Annotated in this window: 21 protein-coding genes; 7 read left to right on the forward strand and 14 right to left on the reverse strand. The window is 49.1% G+C overall.

The window, feature by feature from the left end; translation table 11 throughout:
• Nucleotides 1–143 precede the first annotated feature (143 nt).
• Complete coding sequence (locus ACYVF1_RS30285) at nt 144–662, forward strand: hypothetical protein (RefSeq protein ID WP_461086106.1); 519 nt, start codon at nt 144–146, stop codon at nt 660–662.
• A 39-nt stretch (nt 663–701) separates the two neighbouring features.
• Nucleotides 702–1,091 carry a hypothetical protein gene (locus ACYVF1_RS30290; protein WP_461086108.1) on the forward strand — a complete coding sequence of 130 codons (390 nt, stop codon included), beginning with the start codon at nt 702–704 and terminating at the stop codon, nt 1,089–1,091.
• Between the two features lie 114 nt (nt 1,092–1,205).
• On the opposite strand, the gene ACYVF1_RS30295 is transcribed toward ACYVF1_RS30290, so the two are convergent.
• From ACYVF1_RS30295 to ACYVF1_RS30320, 6 genes are all read right to left on the reverse strand, one after another.
• Nucleotides 1,206–2,684, reverse strand: coding sequence for a PQQ-dependent sugar dehydrogenase (locus ACYVF1_RS30295; RefSeq protein ID WP_461086110.1), 1,479 nt, complete (start codon nt 2,682–2,684; stop codon nt 1,206–1,208).
• Between the two features lie 14 nt (nt 2,685–2,698).
• A complete protein-coding gene (locus tag ACYVF1_RS30300) occupies nt 2,699–3,772 on the reverse strand; it encodes a plastocyanin/azurin family copper-binding protein (protein WP_461086112.1) in 1,074 nt (357 codons plus the stop codon).
• A 27-nt stretch (nt 3,773–3,799) separates the two neighbouring features.
• Nucleotides 3,800–4,786, reverse strand: a complete 987-nt coding sequence (meaB, locus tag ACYVF1_RS30305) for a methylmalonyl Co-A mutase-associated GTPase MeaB (protein WP_461086114.1) — start codon at nt 4,784–4,786, stop codon at nt 3,800–3,802.
• A 126-nt stretch (nt 4,787–4,912) separates the two neighbouring features.
• Nucleotides 4,913–5,587 (reverse strand): 2-C-methyl-D-erythritol 4-phosphate cytidylyltransferase, encoded by a 675-nt coding sequence (locus tag ACYVF1_RS30310; RefSeq protein WP_461086115.1) that lies wholly within the window; start codon nt 5,585–5,587, stop codon nt 4,913–4,915.
• A 126-nt stretch (nt 5,588–5,713) separates the two neighbouring features.
• Nucleotides 5,714–6,757 (reverse strand): tRNA preQ1(34) S-adenosylmethionine ribosyltransferase-isomerase QueA, encoded by a 1,044-nt coding sequence (gene queA / locus ACYVF1_RS30315; protein ID WP_461086117.1) that lies wholly within the window; start codon nt 6,755–6,757, stop codon nt 5,714–5,716.
• 112 nt (nt 6,758–6,869) lie between these two features.
• On the reverse strand, nt 6,870–7,232 hold the full coding sequence (locus tag ACYVF1_RS30320; RefSeq protein ID WP_461086119.1) for a hypothetical protein: 363 nt from the start codon (nt 7,230–7,232) through the stop codon (nt 6,870–6,872).
• Nucleotides 7,233–7,359: 127 nt separating this feature from the next.
• Here ACYVF1_RS30320 and ACYVF1_RS30325 point away from each other — a divergent pair, with 127 nt between their 5' ends.
• On the forward strand, nt 7,360–8,346 hold the full coding sequence (locus ACYVF1_RS30325) for a gluconolaconase (protein WP_461086121.1): 987 nt from the start codon (nt 7,360–7,362) through the stop codon (nt 8,344–8,346).
• A gap of 143 nt (nt 8,347–8,489) precedes the next feature.
• Nucleotides 8,490–9,464 carry a gluconolaconase gene (locus ACYVF1_RS30330; RefSeq protein ID WP_461086123.1) on the forward strand — a complete coding sequence of 325 codons (975 nt, stop codon included), beginning with the start codon at nt 8,490–8,492 and terminating at the stop codon, nt 9,462–9,464.
• A gap of 97 nt (nt 9,465–9,561) precedes the next feature.
• Here the strand turns inward: ACYVF1_RS30330 and ACYVF1_RS30335 are convergent, their stop codons facing one another.
• Entirely contained in the window at nt 9,562–10,203 is a 642-nt protein-coding gene (locus tag ACYVF1_RS30335) for a 3-keto-disaccharide hydrolase (RefSeq protein WP_461086125.1), read from the reverse strand.
• A gap of 328 nt (nt 10,204–10,531) precedes the next feature.
• Between ACYVF1_RS30335 and ACYVF1_RS30340 the strand changes: the two genes are divergently transcribed.
• Together ACYVF1_RS30340 and ACYVF1_RS30345 are read left to right on the forward strand one after the other, a co-directional pair.
• The gene (locus ACYVF1_RS30340; RefSeq protein ID WP_461086127.1) at nt 10,532–11,398 is read left to right on the forward strand and encodes a PE-PGRS family protein; all 867 of its coding nucleotides are present in this window, start codon (nt 10,532–10,534) and stop codon (nt 11,396–11,398) included.
• A 78-nt stretch (nt 11,399–11,476) separates the two neighbouring features.
• On the forward strand, nt 11,477–12,649 hold the full coding sequence (locus ACYVF1_RS30345) for a sodium:proton exchanger (protein WP_461086129.1): 1,173 nt from the start codon (nt 11,477–11,479) through the stop codon (nt 12,647–12,649).
• A 96-nt stretch (nt 12,650–12,745) separates the two neighbouring features.
• Here ACYVF1_RS30345 and ACYVF1_RS30350 read toward each other — a convergent pair whose 3' ends face one another.
• The 7 genes from ACYVF1_RS30350 to ACYVF1_RS30380 all read right to left on the reverse strand — a co-directional run bounded on the left by ACYVF1_RS30350 (nt 12,746) and on the right by ACYVF1_RS30380 (nt 21,299).
• Nucleotides 12,746–13,075: a hypothetical protein gene (locus ACYVF1_RS30350; RefSeq protein WP_461086315.1), complete on the reverse strand. Its 330-nt coding sequence runs from the start codon at nt 13,073–13,075 to the stop codon at nt 12,746–12,748.
• Between the two features lie 22 nt (nt 13,076–13,097).
• Complete coding sequence (locus tag ACYVF1_RS30355) at nt 13,098–14,435, reverse strand: MFS transporter (RefSeq protein WP_461086131.1); 1,338 nt, start codon at nt 14,433–14,435, stop codon at nt 13,098–13,100.
• A gap of 94 nt (nt 14,436–14,529) precedes the next feature.
• The gene (locus ACYVF1_RS30360) at nt 14,530–15,315 is read right to left on the reverse strand and encodes an SDR family NAD(P)-dependent oxidoreductase (RefSeq protein WP_461086133.1); all 786 of its coding nucleotides are present in this window, start codon (nt 15,313–15,315) and stop codon (nt 14,530–14,532) included.
• Nucleotides 15,316–15,402: 87 nt separating this feature from the next.
• Nucleotides 15,403–16,461 carry a sugar phosphate isomerase/epimerase family protein gene (locus ACYVF1_RS30365; protein ID WP_461086135.1) on the reverse strand — a complete coding sequence of 353 codons (1,059 nt, stop codon included), beginning with the start codon at nt 16,459–16,461 and terminating at the stop codon, nt 15,403–15,405.
• A gap of 9 nt (nt 16,462–16,470) precedes the next feature.
• Nucleotides 16,471–19,029, reverse strand: a complete 2,559-nt coding sequence (locus ACYVF1_RS30370) for a DUF7133 domain-containing protein (protein WP_461086137.1) — start codon at nt 19,027–19,029, stop codon at nt 16,471–16,473.
• A 93-nt stretch (nt 19,030–19,122) separates the two neighbouring features.
• Entirely contained in the window at nt 19,123–19,878 is a 756-nt protein-coding gene (locus ACYVF1_RS30375; protein ID WP_461086139.1) for an SDR family NAD(P)-dependent oxidoreductase, read from the reverse strand.
• Nucleotides 19,879–20,024: 146 nt separating this feature from the next.
• The gene (locus tag ACYVF1_RS30380) at nt 20,025–21,299 is read right to left on the reverse strand and encodes a M20/M25/M40 family metallo-hydrolase (RefSeq protein WP_461086141.1); all 1,275 of its coding nucleotides are present in this window, start codon (nt 21,297–21,299) and stop codon (nt 20,025–20,027) included.
• Between the two features lie 244 nt (nt 21,300–21,543).
• On the opposite strand from ACYVF1_RS30380, the gene ACYVF1_RS30385 reads away from it, so the two are divergent.
• Nucleotides 21,544–23,085 carry a S10 family peptidase gene (locus tag ACYVF1_RS30385; protein WP_461086143.1) on the forward strand — a complete coding sequence of 514 codons (1,542 nt, stop codon included), beginning with the start codon at nt 21,544–21,546 and terminating at the stop codon, nt 23,083–23,085.
• Nucleotides 23,086–23,175: the final 90 nt, after the last annotated feature.

Below are 23,175 nucleotides of genomic sequence, written 5' to 3' on the forward strand. Positions count from 1 at the left end.
TCGTCATTGATAATTCGTAAACGAGTTAGCGCATCGGTCTACTTGTATGGATTAGTATGAGGCAACCAGGAGGGCGCATGTGAATTGTACAAACTTTTCGCCCTAGAGAAGGTTATATTCTTTACACAGAATCACTCAACGCCATGGAAGACGAAAAGGATGTAAAACGAGAAGAAGCGCAGATCAATGGTCGTACAGAAGGGCCGTTTGGTTCTGACGATACGGATGCAGACAGACCGTTGTCTGATAATCGGAATAACTACGAACAGGAAAATTCAGCCAACGGGCTAGATAGTGAGCAGGTTCGGGGTGGGCAGGATGGACGTAACGACCGTGCCATTGGAAGCACTGATATGGACAGCCAAAATGGCGTGCTTCGAATGGGCGATATGTCTAATAGTTCGCTGGAGATAACCGAGGAAGGGCTTAATTCGGCAGCCGCTGATGCGCCAAAAAGTAATACGTCTATGGTAGACGTAACGACGCACGGCCCCGATGATTATGCTTCAAACGATGAGGTCCCAGCTCCCGAAGCGCAAAAAGAGGCTAAAAAGCAAGGTGACAGCACCAAAGATTCTGATAAGTCCGATCAGGCGCAAAAAGAGCGTGAGGACGACATTGCAGAAACGGGTACCGATCTGAAGAACAAGCCCGTGTATTAGATAATTCATCTCCAATTTAGTACTAAACCAATCAACGTTATGAGTGTAAGTAGCAATTCCCGCAAAGAAAGCACTGAGTCATATGCCGCTCAAGGTATGCACAGCACGATGGGTACGCCACCGGAGCTATCTCAGCTGAATGACAAGAGTTTAGAGAACGATCTGCCCTCACGAGTCGCTGGTAGCAATGATACCGACGTTCCAGGCGATGTAGAAAAAATTGACGCTGAGAATAAGATTGAGGGTGAAGATGACGAAGCCGACAGGCGACGCATCGAAGAAGCTAAACGAGCCTCGTGGGGACAGTCTTCGCTAGCGCAGGACGATACTACGAACGTAACCGAAACCAATTGGAATGAGGGTGGAAATATGGAGAACGTACCAGCCACCCGCGCCAACGAACCCGAACGAACACTAGGAAACGCGTAATACGAACCTGGATTTAGCTGATTGATGGATTTGCAGGATTTTGTTTTTCGCTTCTTCGAAGCGGTTTATCAAATAACAAAATCCTGTAAATCTATCAATCAGCTAAATCTAGGTTCAGATAATGAGCCGGTTCAGTGTATAGCACACTGTCCGGCTCATTATTTTTTTCTGCCCATTACCAGTTCTGAGATCACCCAGATTTAATTCATAAATACGGCCAGGTTTTAGTTCTGACAGTTTGAGCGATATGGTTTTACGGTCGGCAGACAACGTAGCGCTTGTTACGTTAACGGCCTGTACGTCCATCTGCTTGGAGCCATAAGCTTGGTGGTATTCGTAGTAATAGCTACGGAAACGATAGTTGGTGAGCTCCTGGGCCGCTTTCTCATCGAGCGGTTCTGTGAATGTCAGATTGAAACCGGTAGGTGTTAGTTTCATTGCCAGAATATCGAGTGGTACTTTACCCGGTTTGTACTTGATACGTTGAATACCCCGGTCGCCCAGCCAGCCATGATCGGCTTTGCCCAAATATAAACTACCGTCGGAAGCAAACGCCAGACGATTGTTGCCGATACGTAGCGGAACTCCGTTTGAGCCCGCTTTTTCAAGAAACGGAACACAGGCCCCCTGCATCTGTCCACCCACTTCGTCGGGAAGGATACGTAATAGATGTGGAAAATCCATTTCGCCCACAAACAACTGACCTGCAAAAGGCCCGAATTTTCCACCCGTATTATCCAGAACAGGCTGTGTTGGCGAGTGAGCCATAAACTCATGCGGAAAAGCAAAACTTTCTACAGTACGCATACTGTCGAGCGTCTTAACGGGTAATGTCAACGGGTCAATTTCTGGGAATCCGGAGCGCCATACGAGGCTTGTTGGATGACCGTAAAATTTACCTTCTTCCACGTGATATAACTTGCTGGTGCCGAGCCAGTCGCCCTGATTATCACTTACATAAAGCCGCCCTTGGGCATCGAACCCCATCCCGTTCGGCGACCGAAAGCCGGAAGCGTACGGCTTCACTATACCATCTGGCGTAACCTGCAAAATCCACCCCCGATACGGTACGCAGGCATACATCCTCCCTTTCCGACCCAATGCATCATACTGGCCACGTACCTCATCCCGAATACCAGCCCCATTCGAGGCTGTATTCAGACTGATGTATAGATTTCCTTTGGCATCACGTACCGGCCCAAAAGCAAACTCGTGATAATTACCAGACATCCCAAACTGATCGGTTACGGTGGTGTACTGGTCGGCAACGCCGTCGCCATCGGTATCCGTTATGCGGGTGAGTTCCGGGCGTTGCATCACCAGTAATTCTTTGTTGCTGAGCGCCAGAATGCCCAGCGGATCATGTAGGCCTTCGGCAAAAAGCTTCCAGGTCTTGGTTTTTGGATTGTAGAGCATCACCTCGCCCCGGTGGAAACAGGCCGCCAGCCGACCGTCGGGCAGAAACGTAATACCACCTGTTTCGGCAACCAGACCCGTCGGCATTGGAATGTTTTCAATCTCGTAATAATCCGAAATAGTATCCGCTGGTGGCGTCGATATCAGAAAAATTGAAAGAAGAAGAGAAGCAAACATGGACGATTGGGCGGTTATTTCGTTTCGATGGTTATTGAAAATTGTCGGGTCCCGGTGGGCAGACGTAGTGCCCCATTCTCGAAGCGTCCAACCGATGGTTTTAGCTCGATTCCCGGTTGAGCGGTAGCCAGAAACGTTACGTCCTGTTTGGCCGAACTCAGCGTAAACGTTCGAATCAGGCCACGCTTGGCGGGTAATGGTTTAATCAGTTCGCGAACATCGACGCCATTCACTACGTAGTGAAATTCAGGGTACCGATTCACCAGCCGATATCCTTTAAAAAGCGGCTGAGGATCATTAGTACCTACCCGCCACGGAAATCCACCTTTATCACGATAGTATATTTCGCCAACAACCTTCGTCAGCCGCTGGCCTTTGCCATCCCATTGCTCCGTATTGTCTACGAAACCACCCGACCAGGCGTAGCGCAACCGGCACTGCCCAGCATCAAACACATACGACTGGCCACCATCGGCACCAGGAAGTCCTACCGCAATAGCTGCCGGACCGCAATCGGGCATAAATGTGCGGTAGACAGCCGGAAGTTTCAGCGCGTAGGGATGTCCGGAGGCCGCCGGCTGATGATGTGCATGAGCAGCCTCTGCCACGCGATTTGGATTTGGTATGTTAATATCCTCGGTAATTGGTGGCAAACGTTTCGGTTCGTTGGTAGCGTAAATGATACCGTACATCAGCGAGCCATGTCCTGGATACGTACACACGAAAGGATACGCACCTTCTGGCAACGTAATACGCAGCGAATCGATATTTCCGGGCTCAACGCTCACGGTATGCGCTAATACTTCGTCCATCACCGGTACGTGATGCAACGCCGGGCCTTTATTACCAAGTGCCAATGCAAACTCAACAACGCGAAGCCGCGAATTTGGGCGCGTAACGACCAGATTATGCGCCATATCATCTTTGTTTTGAAGAACTAGTTTCAGGCGGGTATTGGGCTTGAGAATCAGTCGGGTCTGATTGAATTTCAAACCGCCAACAGCCGAGAGTGTAATAGTTGTGTCGCGTTGTGCCTGCGCGGTTTGCACAGCCATGAAAAAGCTTAGGAGCCCTAAAAATTTATGCATACTTATAAAAGCAAAAAAGCGCGAACTCTAATTTGAATTACGGCTGCTACGTAGCAATTCCTGAACAGCAGGCGTAGGAAGCAACGTACCACTACGTATCTGAGCTTCTATGTCTTCGAGCCGAAAACGTAAATCTGGTTTTTCATAAAATTGCCGTTCCAGTCCCTGACGTAGCAACGACCGAAACCAGGCCAACTGCTGATCCTGCCGACGTAACATTCGACTGCCATTCTGAGTAGTGAGCTGCTGGTGCGCCTGAATCGTTTGCCAGACTTCAATAATCCCCTCACCCGTAAGTGCCGAACAGGTAAGTACCGGCGGCACCCAGCCCGTATCAGGAGGAAAAAGATGCAGCGCGTTCCGATACTCAACTCGTGCACGCTCGGCCGCCGACTGATTATCGCCATCCGCTTTGGTTATTGCCAGACCATCAGCCAGTTCCATAATACCGCGCTTCATACCTTGTAATTCATCGCCAGCACCCGCCAGCATCAGCAGCAGAAAAAAATCGACCATCCCATGCACGACCGTCTCCGATTGTCCTACACCAACCGTTTCGACGAGAATAACATCGAAACCGGCGGCTTCGCAGAGAAGCATCGTCTCCCGCGTGCGATGCGCTACACCGCCCAGCGAATCACCCGCTGGTGACGGACGAATGTAAGCCTGTACATTCATCGACAGCGTTTCCATGCGGGTTTTATCGCCCAGCAAACTCCCTCCCGACCGTTGGCTAGTTGGGTCGATGGTCAGAACCGCCAACCGGTGCCCCAACGAAGTCAGATACGTACCGAACGCTTCAATGAACGTACTTTTTCCCACGCCGGGTACACCCGTAATGCCAATACGAATCGAATGGCCGGTTTTGGGCAAAAGAGCTTCCAGTACGTCCTGAGCGAGCGCCTGATCATCCGCTCGACGGCTTTCAATCAACGTAATAGCCCGACTCAACCGAAGTCGGTCGCCATCGAGAATGCCGTTGATGTAGTAGTCAGGTGGGAAGCGCGTAGGCATCAGGAGCGAGATTCTGAACCGGGATTTAGCTGATTGATGGATTTGCTGGATTTTGTTATTTTATAAACCGCTTCGAAGAAACGAAAAACAAAATCCAGCAAATCCATCAATCAGCTAAATCCTGGTTCAGAAAATTTTAAGGTCGTCAGGTGTCGTAATTTTAATGTTTTCATAAGCGCCCTCTATTAACGTAATGGCAAAGCCGGCGTATTCCATCACACTGGCGCAATCGGTGAAAAACGGTTGCTCTTCGGTTTGGAATGCCTTCCGAAATAGGCTTAGTTGAAACGTTTGCGGGGTTTGTATCAAACGATACCGATTCCGGTCAACAGCCTGACTGTGGCCTTCGCTATCGACAACACGTACCGAATCCTTAACGGGCACACACGTAACGGCCGAACCCGTGCGGATAGCTGTCACAAAACTAGTATGTATAATGCTAGTCGTAACAAATGGACGAACGCCATCGTGGACAGCTACCAAGCCCTCATCCGCCGAAATAGCGGCTAATCCGTTACGTACCGACTGAAAACGGCTAGTTCCTCCAGCTACGATTTGAATATCTGTTTTGAACTGGTGCTCTTCACAAAGTTTTTCCCATTGCGCCACTTCCCGACTAGGTAAAACTAACCGAATTTGAGAAGCGGGTAATACGTCCAGAAACCGTTCGAGCGTATGTTGCAGGATGGGTTTGTTTCCCAATTTGAGAAACTGTTTTGGTACGTCGGATTTCATTCGGCTGCCACTTCCGCCAGCAACAATGATGGCAAAAGAAGTCGGCAGCGGGAAGTCGTCAGGCATTAGTTTGGAAATAGTACGTAAAAAAAGGGGCCATCTGGCCCCTCAAAAATAAAATATCTAAACCGGAAATCTGTCATCAATCAAAGGCTGACTTTTGCTATTGACTAATTACTGAAGCCTGGCAACTTACAAAATCAACATCGCGTCGCCGTAGCTGAAGAAACGGTATTTCTCCTTGATAGCTACTTCGTAAGCGTGTTTGATGAGCTCATGACCACCAAAAGCACTGGTCATCATAATCAGAATCGACTCGGGCAAGTGCAGGTTGGTAAGCAATGCGTTTGCGATTTTGAAATCGTAGGGCGGGAAGATAAACTTGTCCGTCCATCCTTCAACGGGTTTCAATCGACTGTTGGCCGATACTGACGATTCAATAGCTTTCAACGACGTAGTACCGACGGCACAAACCTTTTTGCCGGCATCTAGCGCGGTGTTTACTGTTTGAGCGGCATCTTCAGGAATCCGGTAGTTTTCTGAATCAGTTTTGTGTTTGGTTAAATCTTCAACGTCGACCTGACGGAACGTACCAAGTCCTACGTGCAACGTAATGGGTGCAAAGTGTATTCCTTTGATTTCCATACGTTTCATCATGGCGCGGGTGAAGTGCAGCCCCGCCGTAGGAGCAGCTACAGCGCCGATATGCTGCGCAAAAACTGTCTGGTAATCATCGCGGTCGGCCGTTTCAGCTTCCCGGTTTATTTCGCGCGGAATCGGCATTTCGCCCAGTTCGTCAACGGCTTTCATGAACTCTTCATGATTGCCATCGAACAGGAACCGAATCGTGCGGCCACGCGACGTTGTGTTATCAATAACTTCGGCTACCAGATCACTATCGCCAAAGTAAAGTTTATTTCCAACGCGAATCTTACGGGCAGGATCAACCAATACGTCCCAAAGTTTCATTTCGCGGTTTAGTTCGCGCAGCAGAAAAACTTCGATTTTGGCCCCCGTTTTTTCTTTGTTGCCGTATAATCGTGCTGGAAAAACTTTGGTATTGTTGATAACCATTACGTCGCCATCGTCGAAGTAACTTAGCATATCCGAAAACTTCTTATGCTCTATTGTCTTGGTTTTCCGGTCAACAACCATCAACCGCGATTCACCCCGCTCTACCGGGTATTTGGCAATAAGACTGTCGGGTAAATCAAATTTGAATTCGGATAACTTCATAGGGTATCAATACGATAAAGAACGTCTTTTTTGTAAAGGCCGCAAATATAGTCAAAAACCCGGAAAATTTGACATCTTCCGGGTGATTTCCTTGCAAATTTCAGAGAAATAATTATTGACTACTATCGTGATGTTCAATGGGTTGGACCGCACCCTCAGTATTCACGTGGGCACGGTCGCTAACGTTGAATTTGGCCATCAATTCAGGCGAAACTTCGTTTGAATACGTGCCCTGGGGCGAAACAAATACGCCTTTCATGCCATTCGAGGCCGTAATGGCGTAAAGAGTCATTTCGTCGCCGGGGTCTGAAGTACCTTCGAATCGGTGAAATTCATCGACGTTGAAATCCTCACTTTTCAGTTTGGTTTCAGTACTTTTCTCTTCCAGATAATCTTTCTTGGGGCCAAACTCATGGGTGTATCCACGACCACGCAGGTCTTCCATGGCTTCGGTCAGGGTGGTGAAATGTTTCATAACGGTATAAAATTCGTCTGATAATAAAACTCAAAATCGAACAGATAGTTTTTTTAAGCATAAGTCCGAACGTAGTAGTCGGATTTGCCCTTTTATTTGTCTCTGTTTTTCGACTTTTTCTGCCGCCATGAACCGCTTCCTCGCTATCTCTGCTCAAGTTGTTTCAGTTGGTTTGCTCGTTACGTCATGCAACACCGCTGATCCAGAATTTAGTGCGCCAACAACGCCCGAACGTATCACATTCTCGGCCAATCGACAGTATCCCGAGGGTATTACGTTTTCGACTCGGCTCGATAAATTCATGGTCAGCTCCATTACGCAGGGCAAAGTTGGCACCGTTGATCAAAATGGGCGCTACGAAGATTTTATTAAAGACGATCCGGAATTGATAGGCGCTATTGGCTTGAAAGTGAACGGCAATATGCTCTACGTCTGTAATGGTGATCAGGGCGTATCGGTGAAAAGCACTGACAAAACAGCCCTTAAAACGGCAGGCCTTTTCATCTACGACGTAACAACAGGCCAGAACATTCGACGTATCGATCTGGCCGCTCTGGCGCCGGGAGTAAATCATTATGCGAATGATCTGGCTTTCGATCCGGAAGGCAATGCCTACGTAACGGATTCATTTGCTCCCATCATTTATAAAGTGCCCGCCGACGCAAAAGAGTCCGCTACCAAATTTGTGGAATCGCCCCTGTTCACAGGCACCGGTGTGAATCTGAACGGGATTGTTTATCACCCCGATAAGTTTCTGATTGTGTCGAAAGCGAACGAAGGCAAGCTGTTTAAAATTGATTTAGCGACCAGCACCATCACCGAGATTACCGGCGTAAGCCTGCCCAATGGCGACGGAATGCTGCTGTTTAACAATGATTTATACGTAGTGAATAATCGGAAGCGGGTAACGCAGGTACGTAGCACCGACAGTTGGAAAACCGCCACCGTTGTCAAAAGCGATTCGCTGGGCTACGATCAATCTACCACCAACGTACTGGTCGGTGACCAGATTTACACGCTCAACGCCCGTATCGGGGAAGTCAGCGCAGCAGTAGCCGCTAAAAATCCAGCTCAATTGCAGGCCAGTGAATACAGCATTCAGCAGTTCAAGTAGAAGAGGAGAGGAGTTTTACATGGGGTGACGGTTTTTGTCTCGTGCTCAAACTCATCTGTCCGCTGCTATATTAAAAACAAATTAAAGGAACAGGCTGTTAACCACTTCTGAATCAGTCTTTGTTTCAATATATCTCAACCTTTATGAAAACACGCTACGTTTCCTGTTTGCTGGGAGGCTTTGCGGCTTTATGCCTGACTGCCTGCGAAGACCACCGGCTCAGCCCAAATGCTTCATTTCCTGATCGTATTGAGTTCGTTGCCCAACGGCAGTATCCCGAAGGAATCGCTTATTCATCCCAACTAGATCGCTTTATCGTCACATCCCTCACGCAGGGAAAAATCGGAACGGTAGATATCAACGGAAACTACGCCGATTTGATTAATCCCTCTGAGCTGATTGCCGGTGTTGGCGTAAAAGTGGCTGATGGACGTATTTTCATTTGCAACGGCGACCAGGGCGTATCAAGTAAGAGTTCGCCGGCTACTACGAGAAGGACAGCCGAACTGTTGGTGTTCAATATCAACAGCCGCCAGTTGGAGCGACGTACCGATCTCGATGATTTGCTGCCGGGTGTTCAACATTTTGCTAACGATTTGGCCATACAACCCGACGGAACCGTATACGTAACAGATTCATTTGCGCCTGTCATCTATAAAGTTACATCGGGTGGACAGGCCAGCATTCTGGTTAACGATCCACGTTTTGCCAGCGCTACGTTCGGCCTTAACGGGATTGTCTACCACCCAAACGGCTACCTGATTGTGGCGCAGACGGGGGCCGGCAAACTGTATAAAGTGGATTTGCAGAATAATAACGCGATTTCGGAAATAGGTGGCCTGCCCAGTCTGCCCGGCGATGGCATGACGCTGTTGAACGGCGATTTATACGTAGTGACGGGCAGTGGAAGCCGGGTTGCCCAGGTACGTAGCACCGACAATTGGCAGACGGCTTCTATTGTGAAATTTGATACCGATGGTTATTCGCAGGCCACTACCAACGTAGTGGTTAACGCCAGAGTGTTTACACTAAACGCCCGCATCGGCGAAATCAGTGCTGCCATGGGCAATCCAGCCCTGCTGCAATCGAATAACTACAGTATTATGAAGTTTAGATAAGGATTAGGTATAAAGAGCGAATAAAAAAGAGCGAAAAAGTGAAGCTATCCAGCAGATTCTTCACTTTTTCGCTCTTTTATTCGTTCACGCTTTGTACTTAATCAGGCAACACTTTCAGCATAATATCTTTGTAGAATACTTTGCTTTTGGGATCGTGGCCTTGTAAGGCAACCGTACCGTGGCTTAGTTTTTTTGGTTTGCCGGAATTGCTGATGCTGTCGGGCTCCATGTAGTCGTTGATGACTTTATCATTGACCTTGATGGTCACTCGCTTGCCCTGTACCGTAATCTGTTCGGTATACCACTCATCATCTTTCACAAACGTTTCTTTTACGTCCTGCAAGCCATATACGCTACCGGTTTTCCGCCAGTCGGTATGCGTCTGATTCACCTGAATCTCATAGCCTTTGGATGGCCAGCCTGATGGCTGATAGGCTGTATGGATAAACATGCCCGAGTTAGAGCCCGGCATGGTTTTTACCTGCGCTTTCCATTCGAAATTTTTGAAATCATGATTACCCACCGGGCCTTCGTAGAACAAGTGTGCACGTGGGCCATTTACAACGATGGCTCCATCTTGAATGGTAAACGTACCCGGACTTTCTTCGGTAACTTTCCAGCCCGTAAATGTCTTGCCGTCGAATAAACTGACCCATCCATCGGCGGGGAGGTGGGAAGTAAAACTGAGGCAAAGGCCGATCAGTAGTGAAATAGATAAAATAGACAAACTGGTTTTCATAAACAGGAGAAAATTAGTTTTGGCGATAATTCTGTTTTAAAAGCTAATACGTAGTAAAGCATCAACTCCCGAAAAACTAACCGGCGCTACGTTCGGCCGTCAACGTAGCGGACCAGCGTTCTTAATACGGGCGACCTGATCAGAGGGTTTATGAACGGATGCGCTTGGGCTGAGGTCATTCTAATGAGGCTGTTACGTTCGGCGTGTTGCCATTGGGTTAAATTCGGTCTCACCGAAAATCACCGATTAATAGCTTTCTTACGTGGCTACTCATCATTATTTGCCTATCAATTCGTTACTTTGACAACTGAATCAACTGGAATTGTAAATGCGTTATTTTGTTTCGCTGATTTTTGGAGTAGTACTCGTCGGGTGTAAACTGACAAATGTTGGCGTCAATTCGGTGGAGTTCGCTGATCCCACAGTTACGCCCGTTGCTGCCGGTTTGATCGATGAAGCGTCGGGAATGGCCGATAGCCGTAGTATGCCGGGTAACCTCTGGATTAATCAGGATAGCGGCAGCCCGGCCGAATTGACCCTACTGGGTTATGACGGTAAAGTAAAAGGTACGTTTAAAGTCCCAAGATTTGATAACCGCGACTGGGAAGAAATCGCGATTGGGCCGGGGCCAAAAGACGGCACTAATTACATTTATATTGGCGAGATCGGCGACAATTTTTCGCAGAATCCGCTCTGCCAGATTTATCGAATGTCGGAGCCTGCTACGTTGCAAACCACCGTTACGGATGCCGAGCGGATTAATTTTAAATATCCAGACGGTGCTCGCGATGCCGAAGCCATGTTTGTTGATCCGCTGACGAAAGACATTTACATTATTTCGAAACGGGAAGAAAACGTACACCTCTATACCCTGCCTTACCCGCAGAATATCAACGAAGTAGCTACTGCTACGTATCTTGGGCAATTACCGATGACTTTTGTAACGGGGGCCGCTATTTCGCCCGATGGTACTGAGATCATAGTACGTTCCTATACCGAAATCAGGTACTGGAAGCGGGAACCCGGTCAGAGTGTTGCCGATGCCCTGCAAAAAAGTACGAGTCGACTTTTACCGTATCGGGTTGAGCCACAGGGCGAAGCCGTTTGCTTCGACCGGGAAGGAAAGGGCTATTTTACCATCAGTGAGCGTTTCAATGCTTCGTCGGTAAACCTCTATTATTATGCTAAAAAGTAGTCGCTAGTCGTCAGGCGCTAGAAAGGAATAATTGACTAGCGACTGACGACTGCCGACTGAATACACGCGGCAAGCTCCATGGATTCATCCATTCTGATTATCGTACTAAGTTTGTCGGTGTTGATTTCGTACGCATTCGACCTGTTCAGCAGTCGATTCAGAACTCCATCGGTGTTGTTGCTGCTATTGATGGGAATGCTCACCCGGCAGGCTACCGAGTATTTTGGGGTTCAGGTTCCTTATATTAATGCCATTCTTCCCATTCTTGGTACGCTCGGCCTGATTTTGATCGTGCTGGAAGGTGGGCTTGATCTTGAACTCCACGGGGATCGGTTGAGCTTGATTCGTCGCTCGCTGACGGCGTCGTTGCTTTCTATTGTGGGTGGTACGTTGATTATGGCCACCATGTTATATCTGCTCCTTAACGATTCATACTACCACTGCCTGATTGCCGCGCTTCCCTTTTCTATCATCAGTAGTTCAGTAACGGTGCAGAGTAGCTCTAATCTGTCGGATAACCAGAAAGATTTTGCCATTTACGAATCGGCGTTTGCGAGTATTCTGGGTATTATGGCCTATAACTTTCTGCTACTGAGCCGTGAATCGATTTTTGGCGCTGTACTTTCTTTTGCTCGTGATACATTGGTGATGGCCCTGATTTCGCTGGCCTGCTGTTTTTTGCTGCTGTATCTGATCAGCCGCATCAATCACCGGATCAAGTTCTTACCCATTATTTCGGTGCTGTTTTTGGTGTATGCGCTGGCCGAAATAAACCACCTCTCGTCGTTACTTCTGATTCTGATTTTCGGCTTGTTTCTAAACAATACCGAATTGTTCATCCGGGGCCGATTAAGTGAAATTCTGAAGAACGATTTGTTCGAAAAAGAACTGGATCAACTCAAAAACCTAACCGCCGAAGGGGCGTTTGTGGTACGTACATTCTTTTTCCTGATACTAGGTTATGCCGCCGTCCCACGTGAGTTAATCAACCCAGACGCTTTGATCGTCAGTGCGTTGTTTATCATGGTTGTTCTGGCTTGGCGGTGGGTAACGCTCCGGCTAACGTATCGGGGCACGGCGGGTGCTTTGCTGTGGCTGGCTCCCCGAGGGTTGGTAACGATTCTGCTTTACCTCAACATTCCCGAAGACCTGCGCCTGTTGGGCTTTCGCGAGGGAATCCCCGTTCTGGTCGTTGTGCTGTCATCCATCGTCGTTATTGCGGGCGTTCGGGGTGAAGGAACAGCAAAATAGACGTATCATTTTAACCGTAAAGGTTACCAAGGTTTACGCAAAAAGCCTCAGACTATTCCGCGAATCTTCGGTTAAAAAATACCTAAATGACACTCACTACTTCTGCGTTACGTAGTGCCAGAAACACCAAAGACGTCGGGTGCTTAGATACGTCAGATTTTGTTCGTTTGAAAACGCTTCTCGTTCAAAAGAGATATTTCGATAAGCGGTATAATGATCGCGGTACTGAAATCGGCGGATGAGATATTCCACTACGTACCAGAGGTAAAACAAAATAATTCCTAACTCAGCCTGTTGTCGCAAGTGAATTCGTTCGTGATTCAATAATATTTTGTCAGGATTTGGCCGCCGAACCAGGATGAACGGAAACAGCGCCATCCCATCAGGACGTAGCGAGGGAATGTGAAGGACAAATCGAGAGCTCATTTCCTGCCATACAACGTAGCGCTTATTTCTGTTCAAAAATCAGCGTATTTTCTGGATGGTCATTGCCAGTTGCAATCCGCTCCGCCTTCCCTACCAGAAAAATATAGGCACAGGCACCGATAAATTCGACGATGCCAATAAAGACAATGGCCGGTTTAAAGTCCGTACCCGTAATCAGATGACCAATCGTGATGGGCACGACAATAGACGCCAGATTACCCATGAAATTGAATACACCACCGGTCAAGCCAATCAAATGTTTGGGCGATAAAATCGAAACAAACACCCAGGAAATCAGCGCCATTCCGACTCCGAAAAAGGCCAGTGACATGAAGAAAATAATCAGGGTAACATCATCCGTATAGTTGGCGCCGATAATAACCACTGACAACAGCAAGCCAGCAATTATCGGTGTTTTACGGGCAATACTTACTGACTTTCCCTGCTTTACTAACCGATCGGATATAAATCCTGAGAGAAGAAGTCCCGCGCAGGCCGCCAGAAACGGAATGGACCCGAGATAGCCCGATTGTTTAAAATCAATGCCCCGATATTTGACCAAATACGTTGGAAACCAGGTGAGAAAGAACCAAAGCGTTGCATTGACTGAAAATTGCCCGATATATACCCCCCACAAGGTTCGCTTGGAAAAGATCAGTTTGAAGTTCTCCCAGCGCCACAAAGATGGATTATCGACGCCCGATTTCTTACCATGAAACAACCCTCCGCCTTCCTCGATATAATCCAGTTCAGCCTTGTTTACCGCTGGATGTTCTAATGGATCACGATAGAAAAAATACCATACAACTCCCCATACCAGCCCCACCAAACCAGTTACAATAAATAACCCTTTCCACCCTGCCGAAGCCTGAATCGCTACCAAAACCGGTGACAGGAAAGCTAGTCCAATGAACTGACCAGATACGTACATGGCAATGGCCGACGCTCGTTCATTATCTGGGAACCAACTAGTTACAACCCGGTTGTTGATCGGGTAGGAGGGGGCCTCGAACGTACCAGTTGCCAGTCGGAGTGAAAACAAACTTAAAAATCCGCTGACAACGGATTGCGCTATCGTAGCCAATGACCAGGTAATCAGGCAAAATGCGTATAGAATTCGTGGAGCAAATCGGTCGGCAATAATCCCACCCGGAATCTGCAAAGCCGCATACGCCCAGCCAAACGCTGAAAAAATATACCCTAATTCTTTTGTCGACAGATCCAGATCTTTCCCAAGCTGAGTAGCTGCCACCGAAAGATTGGCGCGGTCCAGGTAGTTAATCGCTACGTTGACAAAGACGAGCGCCAACATACCGTAACGAACACGAGTCGGTTTTGCAGTAAGGGGAGTTGATTGCATGATGGATTATTGGATTTAGGGAGGGGAACTGTAAAATGAATAATGTTTCAACAATTCATTTGCTCTTTCACTCATTCACACTTTCGCCGTTGTTTTACCTCGCTGTCCAGCCACCATCAACGGTCAGCATGGAGCCGACCATATACGTACCGGCGTCGCTGGCGAGGAAAATGGCGGCCCCCTGAATCTCGCGGAGTTCTCCCCAACGCCCTAATGCTGTAGCACCCACGACGAATTTTTTGCCTTCTTCGGTATCGGCAATCGGTACGTTCATGGAAGTCAGAAAAGGGCCTGGGCAAATAGCGTTGACGTTAATATTAAAAGGGGCCATCTCAAGAGCCAGCGCACGAGTCATCTGCACGACGGCTCCTTTGCTCGCCGTATACGGTGTGCGATTCGAAAGACCGACCAGACCTAACGTACTGGCAAGATTAATGATGCTACCTCGGCCCGCTTCTTTCATGTACGGGATTACAGCGCGGGAGCACAGCCAGGTACCCTGCACGTTGACTTGCATGACCTTATTAAAATCGTCCAAGCTCAACTCGTCGATGGGCCCCCGGATGTTGATACCGGCACTGTTAATCAGAATGTCGATTCGGCCGAACGTATCAAAAGCTGCTTTCGCCATCGCTTCGGTTTGTTCCTGATTCGTGATATCGGCCGCGAACGAAATGGCTTTTACGCCAAAATCATCGTTGATCTCTCTGGCTGCTTCAGCACCCTCACTGGCAGTACGGTTAACCAGCATTACGTTAGCACCCGCCGACGCGAGCCCAGCGGCCATTGCCAGACCTAAGCCTTTTGAGCCACCTGTGATGATGGCCGCTTTTCCTGTCAGATTAAATTGGTTGATTCCCGGAAGTTTATCTTTTGTCATTTTTGGAGTAACGCGGACGGTCGGCCGCTGCCGTGGAAACCCGCGATTTTGATTCAATAATTGCGAGTGCAAACTCGCGTTACTTAGTTATTTCATCCCCAATTTGTCTTTGCTATAGCCCAGGCAGGCCAGAATGTTCTCTTCTTCCACCGCCAGCTTTTTCTCGCCATCCAGCTGAGCAACGCGGGGAAGGGGAGTTTTGGGTTTGTTTTGCCGAACCATACGTAGCGTATCGGCGAGATTGATGCCCGGTAAGTCGCCGAAGGTTTCCCAATATTCTTTTTTCAGACAAGGAATTTCCAGCGGATCGCGGGTGATCATTTCGAGGCTGAACGTAATGTTCGGATTCTTTTGTCGACAGATATCAACCATCTTTGGCAAATCTAAAATACCCGTGCCCAGCGGAACTTCGGATAAGAGAAAACCGTCGGGATATTCCTCAACGGCCATGTCTTTGATGTGCGTGCTGAAGGCATACGGAGCCAGCGTCTGCACAACTTCCATCGGGTCTTCGAGCAACGAAATGTTATTCCCAAAATCAACCGTAGCACCGATCCACTCACTGCTGATTTGCTTGAGCATGGCCGCCAGTTGCGGTGCCCTCCAGTCCTTATGGTTCTCAACGCCAAGCTTCACCTGGTGTTTTTTTAGCACTGGCTCGACGAGTTGAAGCGAGGCCAGTGCTGTTTTTTGCAACTCCCGAAACGCTTCGGCCGAGTGATACGTCTCGTACCGGCGCCCCGACGAGCAAACGGTACGTAGTATCTGCATACCTGCTTCTTTGGCGCTACGTAGTTCCTGTTCAAATTTGGGAATTCCATCGGCTGTTTTTGGGACGGCGATAGAACCTTCCAGATACATACCCATTTTTTCGCGTTTCTCGCGCACTTTACTGGCAAAATCAGACGTCCAGCCATTGACCACAACCTGCAACCCGCCCGCGCCAATTTGGTGGCAGTGCTCCAGCAGGGCGATGGCATCCGTAAATCCTGGGTATTTCGTGCTCGCTATTTTTGAATTCCACCGAAAAGCGTACGAATGAACGACAATACCCATGCGTGTCTCTTTGGCGAAATCAGGAAAATGGGGCAGCGAAAAAGCCAGTGTACCGGCCGTTGCCTGTTGGATAAAATCACGTCTGTTCATGGAATGGCCTTATAATTTACCGGTGGAGTTTTTGGCTTCGAGCATGTAATTGTTTAATTCTTTGGCCGTCCAGGGCACCACACGCCCCTGCGACGTAACGCGGGTCATCCCAACAACTCGTTTGGTTAATGGCCCGGCATTATTCCCCCATTCGTTACGTATGTACGTCAGAATAGCCGTAATGGAAGCATCGTCGAGCGTAGAATGGGCGGGCATAACCGGCAGAATGTCTGGTACGTCGTAGGTTTTTTTATTTACTTCTACCGGACCTTCCATGCCATGCAATACGATGAGAGACAGGCGTTTATCGTCGCCAAGGACCCAGTCGGAACCGATAAGCGGTGGGGCAAAACGGGCCATGCCAGCGCCATCGGTTCCATGACAACCCGCGCAGGTAGTTAGATACTGCTGACGACCGAGCGCAAAAAGCTTCTGGTCATCTTCGGAAAGAAGCGATTTTTTCTGAACCGGATTTTTGGCGGCTACGTGTCCGGGCCATTCGAACAGCGAACGTAACGAAGCCATACGATTCGCGTCGATAGACGAATTCGTGCGCGTTAATAAACGAGGAGCCGACGCGAGTTTGATTGGCTTGAATTTGCTGCTTGTTCCCTGAATCGACATGCCCATCAATACTGATTTCTGCTGCCAGTCCATTGAGCCTTTATCCAGCATGGTAAGCAGCGTGGTAAGCTCGGATGGGTTACGTTTCTTGACGATAGCCGTGGTCAGCATTTCCAGGAAAATTTCCTTCGATGGGCTGTGCGCCTTCCAATTTGGAGCAGCCGTCAATCGCTGTAGAAAAGCGAATTCCTGATCCTGCAAACTACTCAACACCGCATCCCGCATCAGGGCCGAGTCGCCGTATCGGTCGGTTATACTGGCCAAAAGTCGGTGCGCAACGTCTGGCTCCAGTGCCGAAGCCGAAAGTGCCATTTGCAGAATCTGCTCAATAGGAGCGTCGGCCCAACTGGATAATAATTGCTGACCTAGTTTCTCCCGAACCGTTTTATCGGTCTTCGCCATCGGCTCCAGCAGACGTAGCGCCGTGACACGTAGCAGCGATTCCTTATCATTCAATACGTTGAATAATAGATCAGACTTAGTCAGTTTTAAACCATCGAGTGCCCAAAGCGCGTGGAAACGACCAAGGTAATTGTCGTTTTTCAGCGACGCTTCTGCCAGCGCAGGACCGATACGCTGATCGTTACGTTCAACGAGCAGTCGTTGCGCCATGTCGCGGTGCCAGCCATCGGGTGATGACAATACAGGTATCAGTTCTTCGGTCGACAGGCTGGATAGTTTCGTTGGTTTCTGGGGAGTCCAGTCGGCCGGAACAATCCGCCAGATACGTCCCCGGTTGATGGGCAGCACGAGGTCGCGGGAAAGCGTTTGTTCTTTCAGGTAAGGCGTTACGTAGGCTTCGTGCTGAATCAGGCCCCGGTACATATCCGCTACGTAAAGCGCACCGTCGGGCCCGGTTGTCAGGAAAACAGGCCGGAAGCGTTCGTCAGTCGAGGCCAGAAATTCTTTTCCAGGATTAGGATCGTGAGCTGTCAGTAGCAACCCTCTTTCTTTCACTACGTTACGTTTGACGAGGTTGCCTGCGGGTTCGCAAACGAAGGCGTTAGCATAATAGGCCTTCGGTAACGCCGTTCCCCGATAGAAAAGCGGTGAACAGGCGGCCGTAAACTCCTGAATACGACCTTCTTTATCCAGCGTGCCGGGAATATACCCCCGGTTTACGGCAGGTGTTGGCCGGATGGGATGGATCCGCCGGTCGATGGTCAGGCCGTGATCGATGCCGGTGGTTGGTTTGTGATGTTTGTTGCGGGAAAGGTAATTGGGTGGCACCAGATCGGCGTGGAGCTGCGACCAGTTATAGTTGTAATACAGATGCCCTTTGTCGTCATGTGATATGCCCCATTGACCGCGAAACTCGGTACTATCGCGCTCCCACTTGCCATTTGCCAGCCGGTATCGGAAACGCGATTTGGCATTGTAATACCAGTTGTCCATGTTGCGCCAGAGTCCATTGCCCGAGTGCTCAGGAAGTGGGCTCCCGGCGTAGTTGGCGTCGATAAGGGTTTTGGTATCAGCCTTTAAATCATTGTTTTTATCCTGCGTGAGCCACAGCGACGAATTTTCGACGATCAGCGCTCCACCGGGTACCAGCGCCAGCGCGCGCGGCATCACCAGACTGTCGATATAAATGCGGCTGGCATCCATTTGACCGTCGCCGTTGGTATCCTCTAGAATAGAAATCCGGCCAACCGGGTTCGATTCGCCTTTGCCGTCGATATCCGGCATGAAACCGCGCATCTCCACCACCCAGAGCCGCCCGTCTTCATCGAACGTCATTACGACCGGGTCCTGCACCATCGGTTCAGAAGCTACCAACTGAATTTTCAGGCCGGAGTCGAGCTGGAACGTAGCTAATTCTTCGGTTGGGGTTTTGGCGGGTGATGGTCCTTCAGACCACGTAACACGTTGATTGGCTGTGAAGCTCAATAAGCCTATTCCCGCCAACCCAATCAACAGGCCAATACTATGAATGTGTTTACGCATGAGCAAAACCGTTTATAAAAAACTAAACGATTGTTTTACCTGAAAGTCCAAAAACTTGAACAAATACTTTTATTTTATCGACTAATCATTAGCTCAGTACGTCGCGCGGCCGCCCGACAAATCGAAAATAAATCCGGTTGTGAAACTCGCTTCGGCTGAAACGATCCAGGCGGCCAGCGCGGCCACTTCTTCAACGGTACCTAAGCGTTTCATCGGAATTTTGGCGGTCATGTACGCCAGTTGTTCAGGCGCAGTGTCTTCATTCAGAGCGGTTTTGATAACGGCCGGTGCTACTCCATTAACTGTAATTCCGGTTTCGGCGTATTCTTTGCCAATGCCTTTCACCAGACCAATAACGCCCGCTTTGGTCGATGAATAACCCGTCATAAATGGATTCCCTTCTTTACCCGCAATCGACGCCAGATGCAGAATACGACCGTAGTTTCGCTGTTCCATCACTTTGATGGCGTACTTGGTCATCAGGAAGGCCCCGCGTAGGTTGATGTGGTAGATCCGGTCGAAATCAGCTGCGGAATAATCGGTGATTTTGGTGTTGGTCGGTCCCACGATGCCCGCCGAATTTACCATGATATCCACCTGCCCGTTAGCGTCCACTACGGCCTGAATCGCTTTTTCGACCAGATTTTCCTGTGATACGTCGAGAACATGCCCTGTTACGTTATAACCGGCTTTGGTAAACTTTGCAACGGTCTGATCGAGTGTTACGTGGTTGATATCGAAGAGGGCAACTGTGCCACCTTCCGAAGCGATACGTTGGGCAATGGCTTTGCCGATGCCATCGGCTCCGCCGGTAACAACGGCTACATGACCCGCAAATCGACTCTGCATGAGCGAAATGGATTAGACTACGTAGTGAAAACTAGATACGTAACAGCCTTTTCAATTCGCGGAAAAGGCTGTTACGTATAGCAAAGCAGAAAGAGTCGAAAACCTACGACACGTAGCAGAAAAGTTTTATCGGTTTGTTGCTACGTTTACCGCGTCAGGCGGTAGATCAGAACGGCGGCCCGTTGAATCAGAAATGGAAATTCTTTCAAATTGATGGTTTCTTCGATGCTGTGGGCACCTTTGCCCGAAGCGCCCAACCCGTCGATGCACGGCATGTATTGCGCCACAAACGATACGTCTCCAGCGCCACGTGAGCCAGGATCACCGGCCACCACCGGTCCCAGTCCCATATCCCGACTCACTTTATCGACCTGTTTCCGAAGTTCGTCGTTGGCTGCGTTTGGTTCCATCCCCGGAATGCCATCAGCGAACGTAATGGTGGCTTTTGTCAAGGGCAAACTTTTATCTACTATTTCGCGCATACGGACGCGGGCTTTTTCTTTCTGGGTCTCGGTCAGAAAGCGCAAATCGCCTTTTACCAGTGCCGTACCCGCCACAATGTTGGTTTTACCCACCGTTTCGGCTTTGGCGCTTTTGTCGTCATATTTCACTTCCGAACCGCCTACCATCAGACCAGGATTAAACGTCAGGTATTGTTCCTGCCCCAATACCCGCCGGAACTCGGTCAGGATGCGGGCGGCCTCGTAGATAGCCCCGTATCCCAGATCACTAAAAACCCGCGAAGAATGCCCCGAACGAGCCTTTACGTTCAACGTCCAGCTACTCGAACCCCGACGTCCGGTTGTAACGGTGCCGAGATTCTGGGCGGTTTCAAAAGCCAGGGCCAGATCGCAACGTTTGGCGCGTTCAATAAAATCGCGTCGACTTTCGGGCCCACCGGAGCTTTCTTCGTCGCCAGTCAAATAAATAGTAATGGACGTATCATCCAGAAGTTTCTGGTCGTGGAGAGCCTTTAGCGCGGCAATAATCAGTACGTCACCCCCTTTAATATCATTCACTCCCTGCCCCGATGCGGTTGAGTCGTTTACACGGGTGAAGGGTTCCATGGGCAGGCTTTTCTCGAAAACAGTGTCGAGGTGGCCGATTAAAAACAGCTTTTTGCCTTTTTTCCCTTGCCGGGTAGCCACCAGATGGCCCGCCCGGTTGAGCGAATCCGGCAATGAAACCCATTCCGTTTTGAAACCCAGTTTATCGAATTCATCGGCCATAAGTTTACCGACGCTACGTACCCCCTCCTTGTTGAGTGTACCGCTGTTGATGTTGACCACTTTTTTTAGAAAAGCTTCCGTTTCGGGCATCTGTTTTTTTACCGTGGCCACTACGTTGCTTTCGGGTTTGGACAGCGATTGGGCGGTTACGGTATAGCTGGCTAGTAGTAGAAAGTAAAGAATGGGTTTCATAGATGGTTTGATTACGCTAACTGGCTAAAATACAGAAAAATGACTGTCAATACGTACGGATGAGCGTATAGTATAATTAGTGCCCTATTTTGTCCTTATTACTTTCTAGACCATTATGAAAAGAAGATACAGCCAAATACTATTCTGCAATTCTGGTTATATTCGGTCGGAAAATAAGATGATACGTCGTCTTCGTAACGTCAATAGACTTGTACTTAGTTAGCTCATCAACCCAATTTTATTCATGAAAAAAACAGTTTACAGCCTGTTGCTCTGTTCATTATCGTTCACTGCTACGTATGCCCAAAAACCGGCTGCTGCCGAAAAACAACCTCCCAAAGAAGATAAACCAGCTTCCCGAACGCTGAACATTGATTCGCAGGTAGTTACCAATGGGCAGGTGACCATCAAAGGTCAGCGCGTGCCGTATAAGGCAACGGCGGGCACCATTCCGGTCTGGGATGAGGAGGGTAAACCTGTGGCTGGCGTCTTTTTTACTTATTTCGAACGCTCCGACGTAGCAGACCGGTCAGCGCGTCCGCTGGTGATTTCGTTCAATGGCGGTCCGGGTACGGCTTCGGTCTGGATGATGATTGGCTATACGGGTCCACGGATTCTGAAAGTTGACGATGAGGGGTACCCCATTCAGCCCTATGGCATCAAAGACAACCCAAACTCGATTCTGGACGTAGCGGATATAGTATACGTCGACCCCGTCAACACCGGTTTTTCGCGACCAGTGAATAAGGACGTACCAGCGGCTAAACTATTTTTTGGTGTAAATGCCGACGTCAAGTATCTGGCCGACTGGATCAATACGTTCGTGAGCCGCTACAATCGCTGGGCATCACCTAAATATTTGATTGGAGAAAGTTATGGTACTACCCGGGTTTCCGGTCTGGCGCTGGAGTTGCAGAATGCCCATTGGATGTACCTAAATGGGGTAATTCTGGTGTCGCCCACTACGTTGGGTATCGAACGTGACGGCCCGGCAGCTGGTGCGCTGAAACTACCTTATTTTGCCGCTACGGCCTGGTATCATAAGTCGTTGCCGGCTGATTTACAGAAAAAAGATCTGACCGACGTATTGCCCGAAGTAGAGACGTTCACCATTCAGGAATACCTTCCCGCACTGGCAATGGGCGGGGCGTTGAGCGATCAGAAACGCAAAGAAATTGCGGCCAAAGTAGCGCGGTATTCGGGACTTTCCGAAACGGCGGTGATGCAGCAGAATCTGGACGTACCGACCAACTTCTTCTGGAAAGAACTGCTACGTTCCCGCAGCCAGACCGTGGGCCGACTGGACTCGCGTTACCTGGGTATGGACAGCAAAGATGCCGGTATTGCGCCCGATTATAACGCCGAACTGACGTCGTGGCTGCACTCGTTTACACCCGCCATCAACATGTTCATGCGCGACGAACTAAACTACAAAACTGACCTGAAATACTACATGTTCGGTCCTACGTTCCCGTGGGATAACACCAACAATAGAACCGGCGAAAATCTGCGTCAGGCGATGGCGCAAAATCCGTATCTGCATCTGCTGGTTCAATCGGGCTATTACGACGGAGCCTGCGATTATTTCAATGCCAAATACAACATGTGGCAAATGGATGCGGGTGGTAAAATGAAAGATCGGATGGATTGGGAAGGCTACCGAAGCGGTCACATGATGTACCTGCGGAAAGAAGATTTAGCTACCAGCAACGAGCATTTGCGGCAGTTTATCCAGAAAAGTACCCCGAAAAACAGCGCCCCAGCCCGTTATTCAGGAAGCCGATAAAGGGACGTATCGTTTATAAGTGTCTATCTGCTATAAAAAGAAAGCCAACGTCAGAATCGACGTTGGCTTTCTTTTTATAGGAAAATCAGA

The organism is Spirosoma flavus (assembly GCF_054778555.1).

Excerpts from the sequence above, each read along its gene's own strand:
- ACYVF1_RS30285 (WP_461086106.1), top strand. The coding sequence starts at position 144 with ATGGAAGACGAAAAGGATGTAAAACGAGAAGAAGCGCAGATCAATGGT.
- ACYVF1_RS30300 (WP_461086112.1), bottom strand. The coding sequence starts at position 3,772 with ATGCATAAATTTTTAGGGCTCCTAAGCTTTTTCATGGCTGTGCAAACC.
- ACYVF1_RS30355 (WP_461086131.1), bottom strand. The coding sequence starts at position 14,435 with ATGCAATCAACTCCCCTTACTGCAAAACCGACTCGTGTTCGTTACGGT.
- ACYVF1_RS30320 (WP_461086119.1), bottom strand. The coding sequence starts at position 7,232 with ATGAAACATTTCACCACCCTGACCGAAGCCATGGAAGACCTGCGTGGT.
- ACYVF1_RS30330 (WP_461086123.1), top strand. The coding sequence starts at position 8,490 with ATGAAAACACGCTACGTTTCCTGTTTGCTGGGAGGCTTTGCGGCTTTA.
- ACYVF1_RS30335 (WP_461086125.1), bottom strand. The coding sequence starts at position 10,203 with ATGAAAACCAGTTTGTCTATTTTATCTATTTCACTACTGATCGGCCTT.
- ACYVF1_RS30310 (WP_461086115.1), bottom strand. The coding sequence starts at position 5,587 with ATGCCTGACGACTTCCCGCTGCCGACTTCTTTTGCCATCATTGTTGCT.
- ACYVF1_RS30370 (WP_461086137.1), bottom strand. The coding sequence starts at position 19,029 with ATGCGTAAACACATTCATAGTATTGGCCTGTTGATTGGGTTGGCGGGA.
- ACYVF1_RS30325 (WP_461086121.1), top strand. The coding sequence starts at position 7,360 with ATGAACCGCTTCCTCGCTATCTCTGCTCAAGTTGTTTCAGTTGGTTTG.
- ACYVF1_RS30360 (WP_461086133.1), bottom strand. The coding sequence starts at position 15,315 with ATGACAAAAGATAAACTTCCGGGAATCAACCAATTTAATCTGACAGGA.
- ACYVF1_RS30340 (WP_461086127.1), top strand. The coding sequence starts at position 10,532 with ATGCGTTATTTTGTTTCGCTGATTTTTGGAGTAGTACTCGTCGGGTGT.
- ACYVF1_RS30295 (WP_461086110.1), bottom strand. The coding sequence starts at position 2,684 with ATGTTTGCTTCTCTTCTTCTTTCAATTTTTCTGATATCGACGCCACCA.
- ACYVF1_RS30345 (WP_461086129.1), top strand. The coding sequence starts at position 11,477 with ATGGATTCATCCATTCTGATTATCGTACTAAGTTTGTCGGTGTTGATT.
- ACYVF1_RS30290 (WP_461086108.1), top strand. The coding sequence starts at position 702 with ATGAGTGTAAGTAGCAATTCCCGCAAAGAAAGCACTGAGTCATATGCC.
- ACYVF1_RS30350 (WP_461086315.1), bottom strand. The coding sequence starts at position 13,075 with ATGAGCTCTCGATTTGTCCTTCACATTCCCTCGCTACGTCCTGATGGG.
- meaB (WP_461086114.1), bottom strand. The coding sequence starts at position 4,786 with ATGCCTACGCGCTTCCCACCTGACTACTACATCAACGGCATTCTCGAT.
- ACYVF1_RS30375 (WP_461086139.1), bottom strand. The coding sequence starts at position 19,878 with ATGCAGAGTCGATTTGCGGGTCATGTAGCCGTTGTTACCGGCGGAGCC.
- ACYVF1_RS30380 (WP_461086141.1), bottom strand. The coding sequence starts at position 21,299 with ATGAAACCCATTCTTTACTTTCTACTACTAGCCAGCTATACCGTAACC.
- queA (WP_461086117.1), bottom strand. The coding sequence starts at position 6,757 with ATGAAGTTATCCGAATTCAAATTTGATTTACCCGACAGTCTTATTGCC.
- ACYVF1_RS30385 (WP_461086143.1), top strand. The coding sequence starts at position 21,544 with ATGAAAAAAACAGTTTACAGCCTGTTGCTCTGTTCATTATCGTTCACT.
- ACYVF1_RS30365 (WP_461086135.1), bottom strand. The coding sequence starts at position 16,461 with ATGAACAGACGTGATTTTATCCAACAGGCAACGGCCGGTACACTGGCT.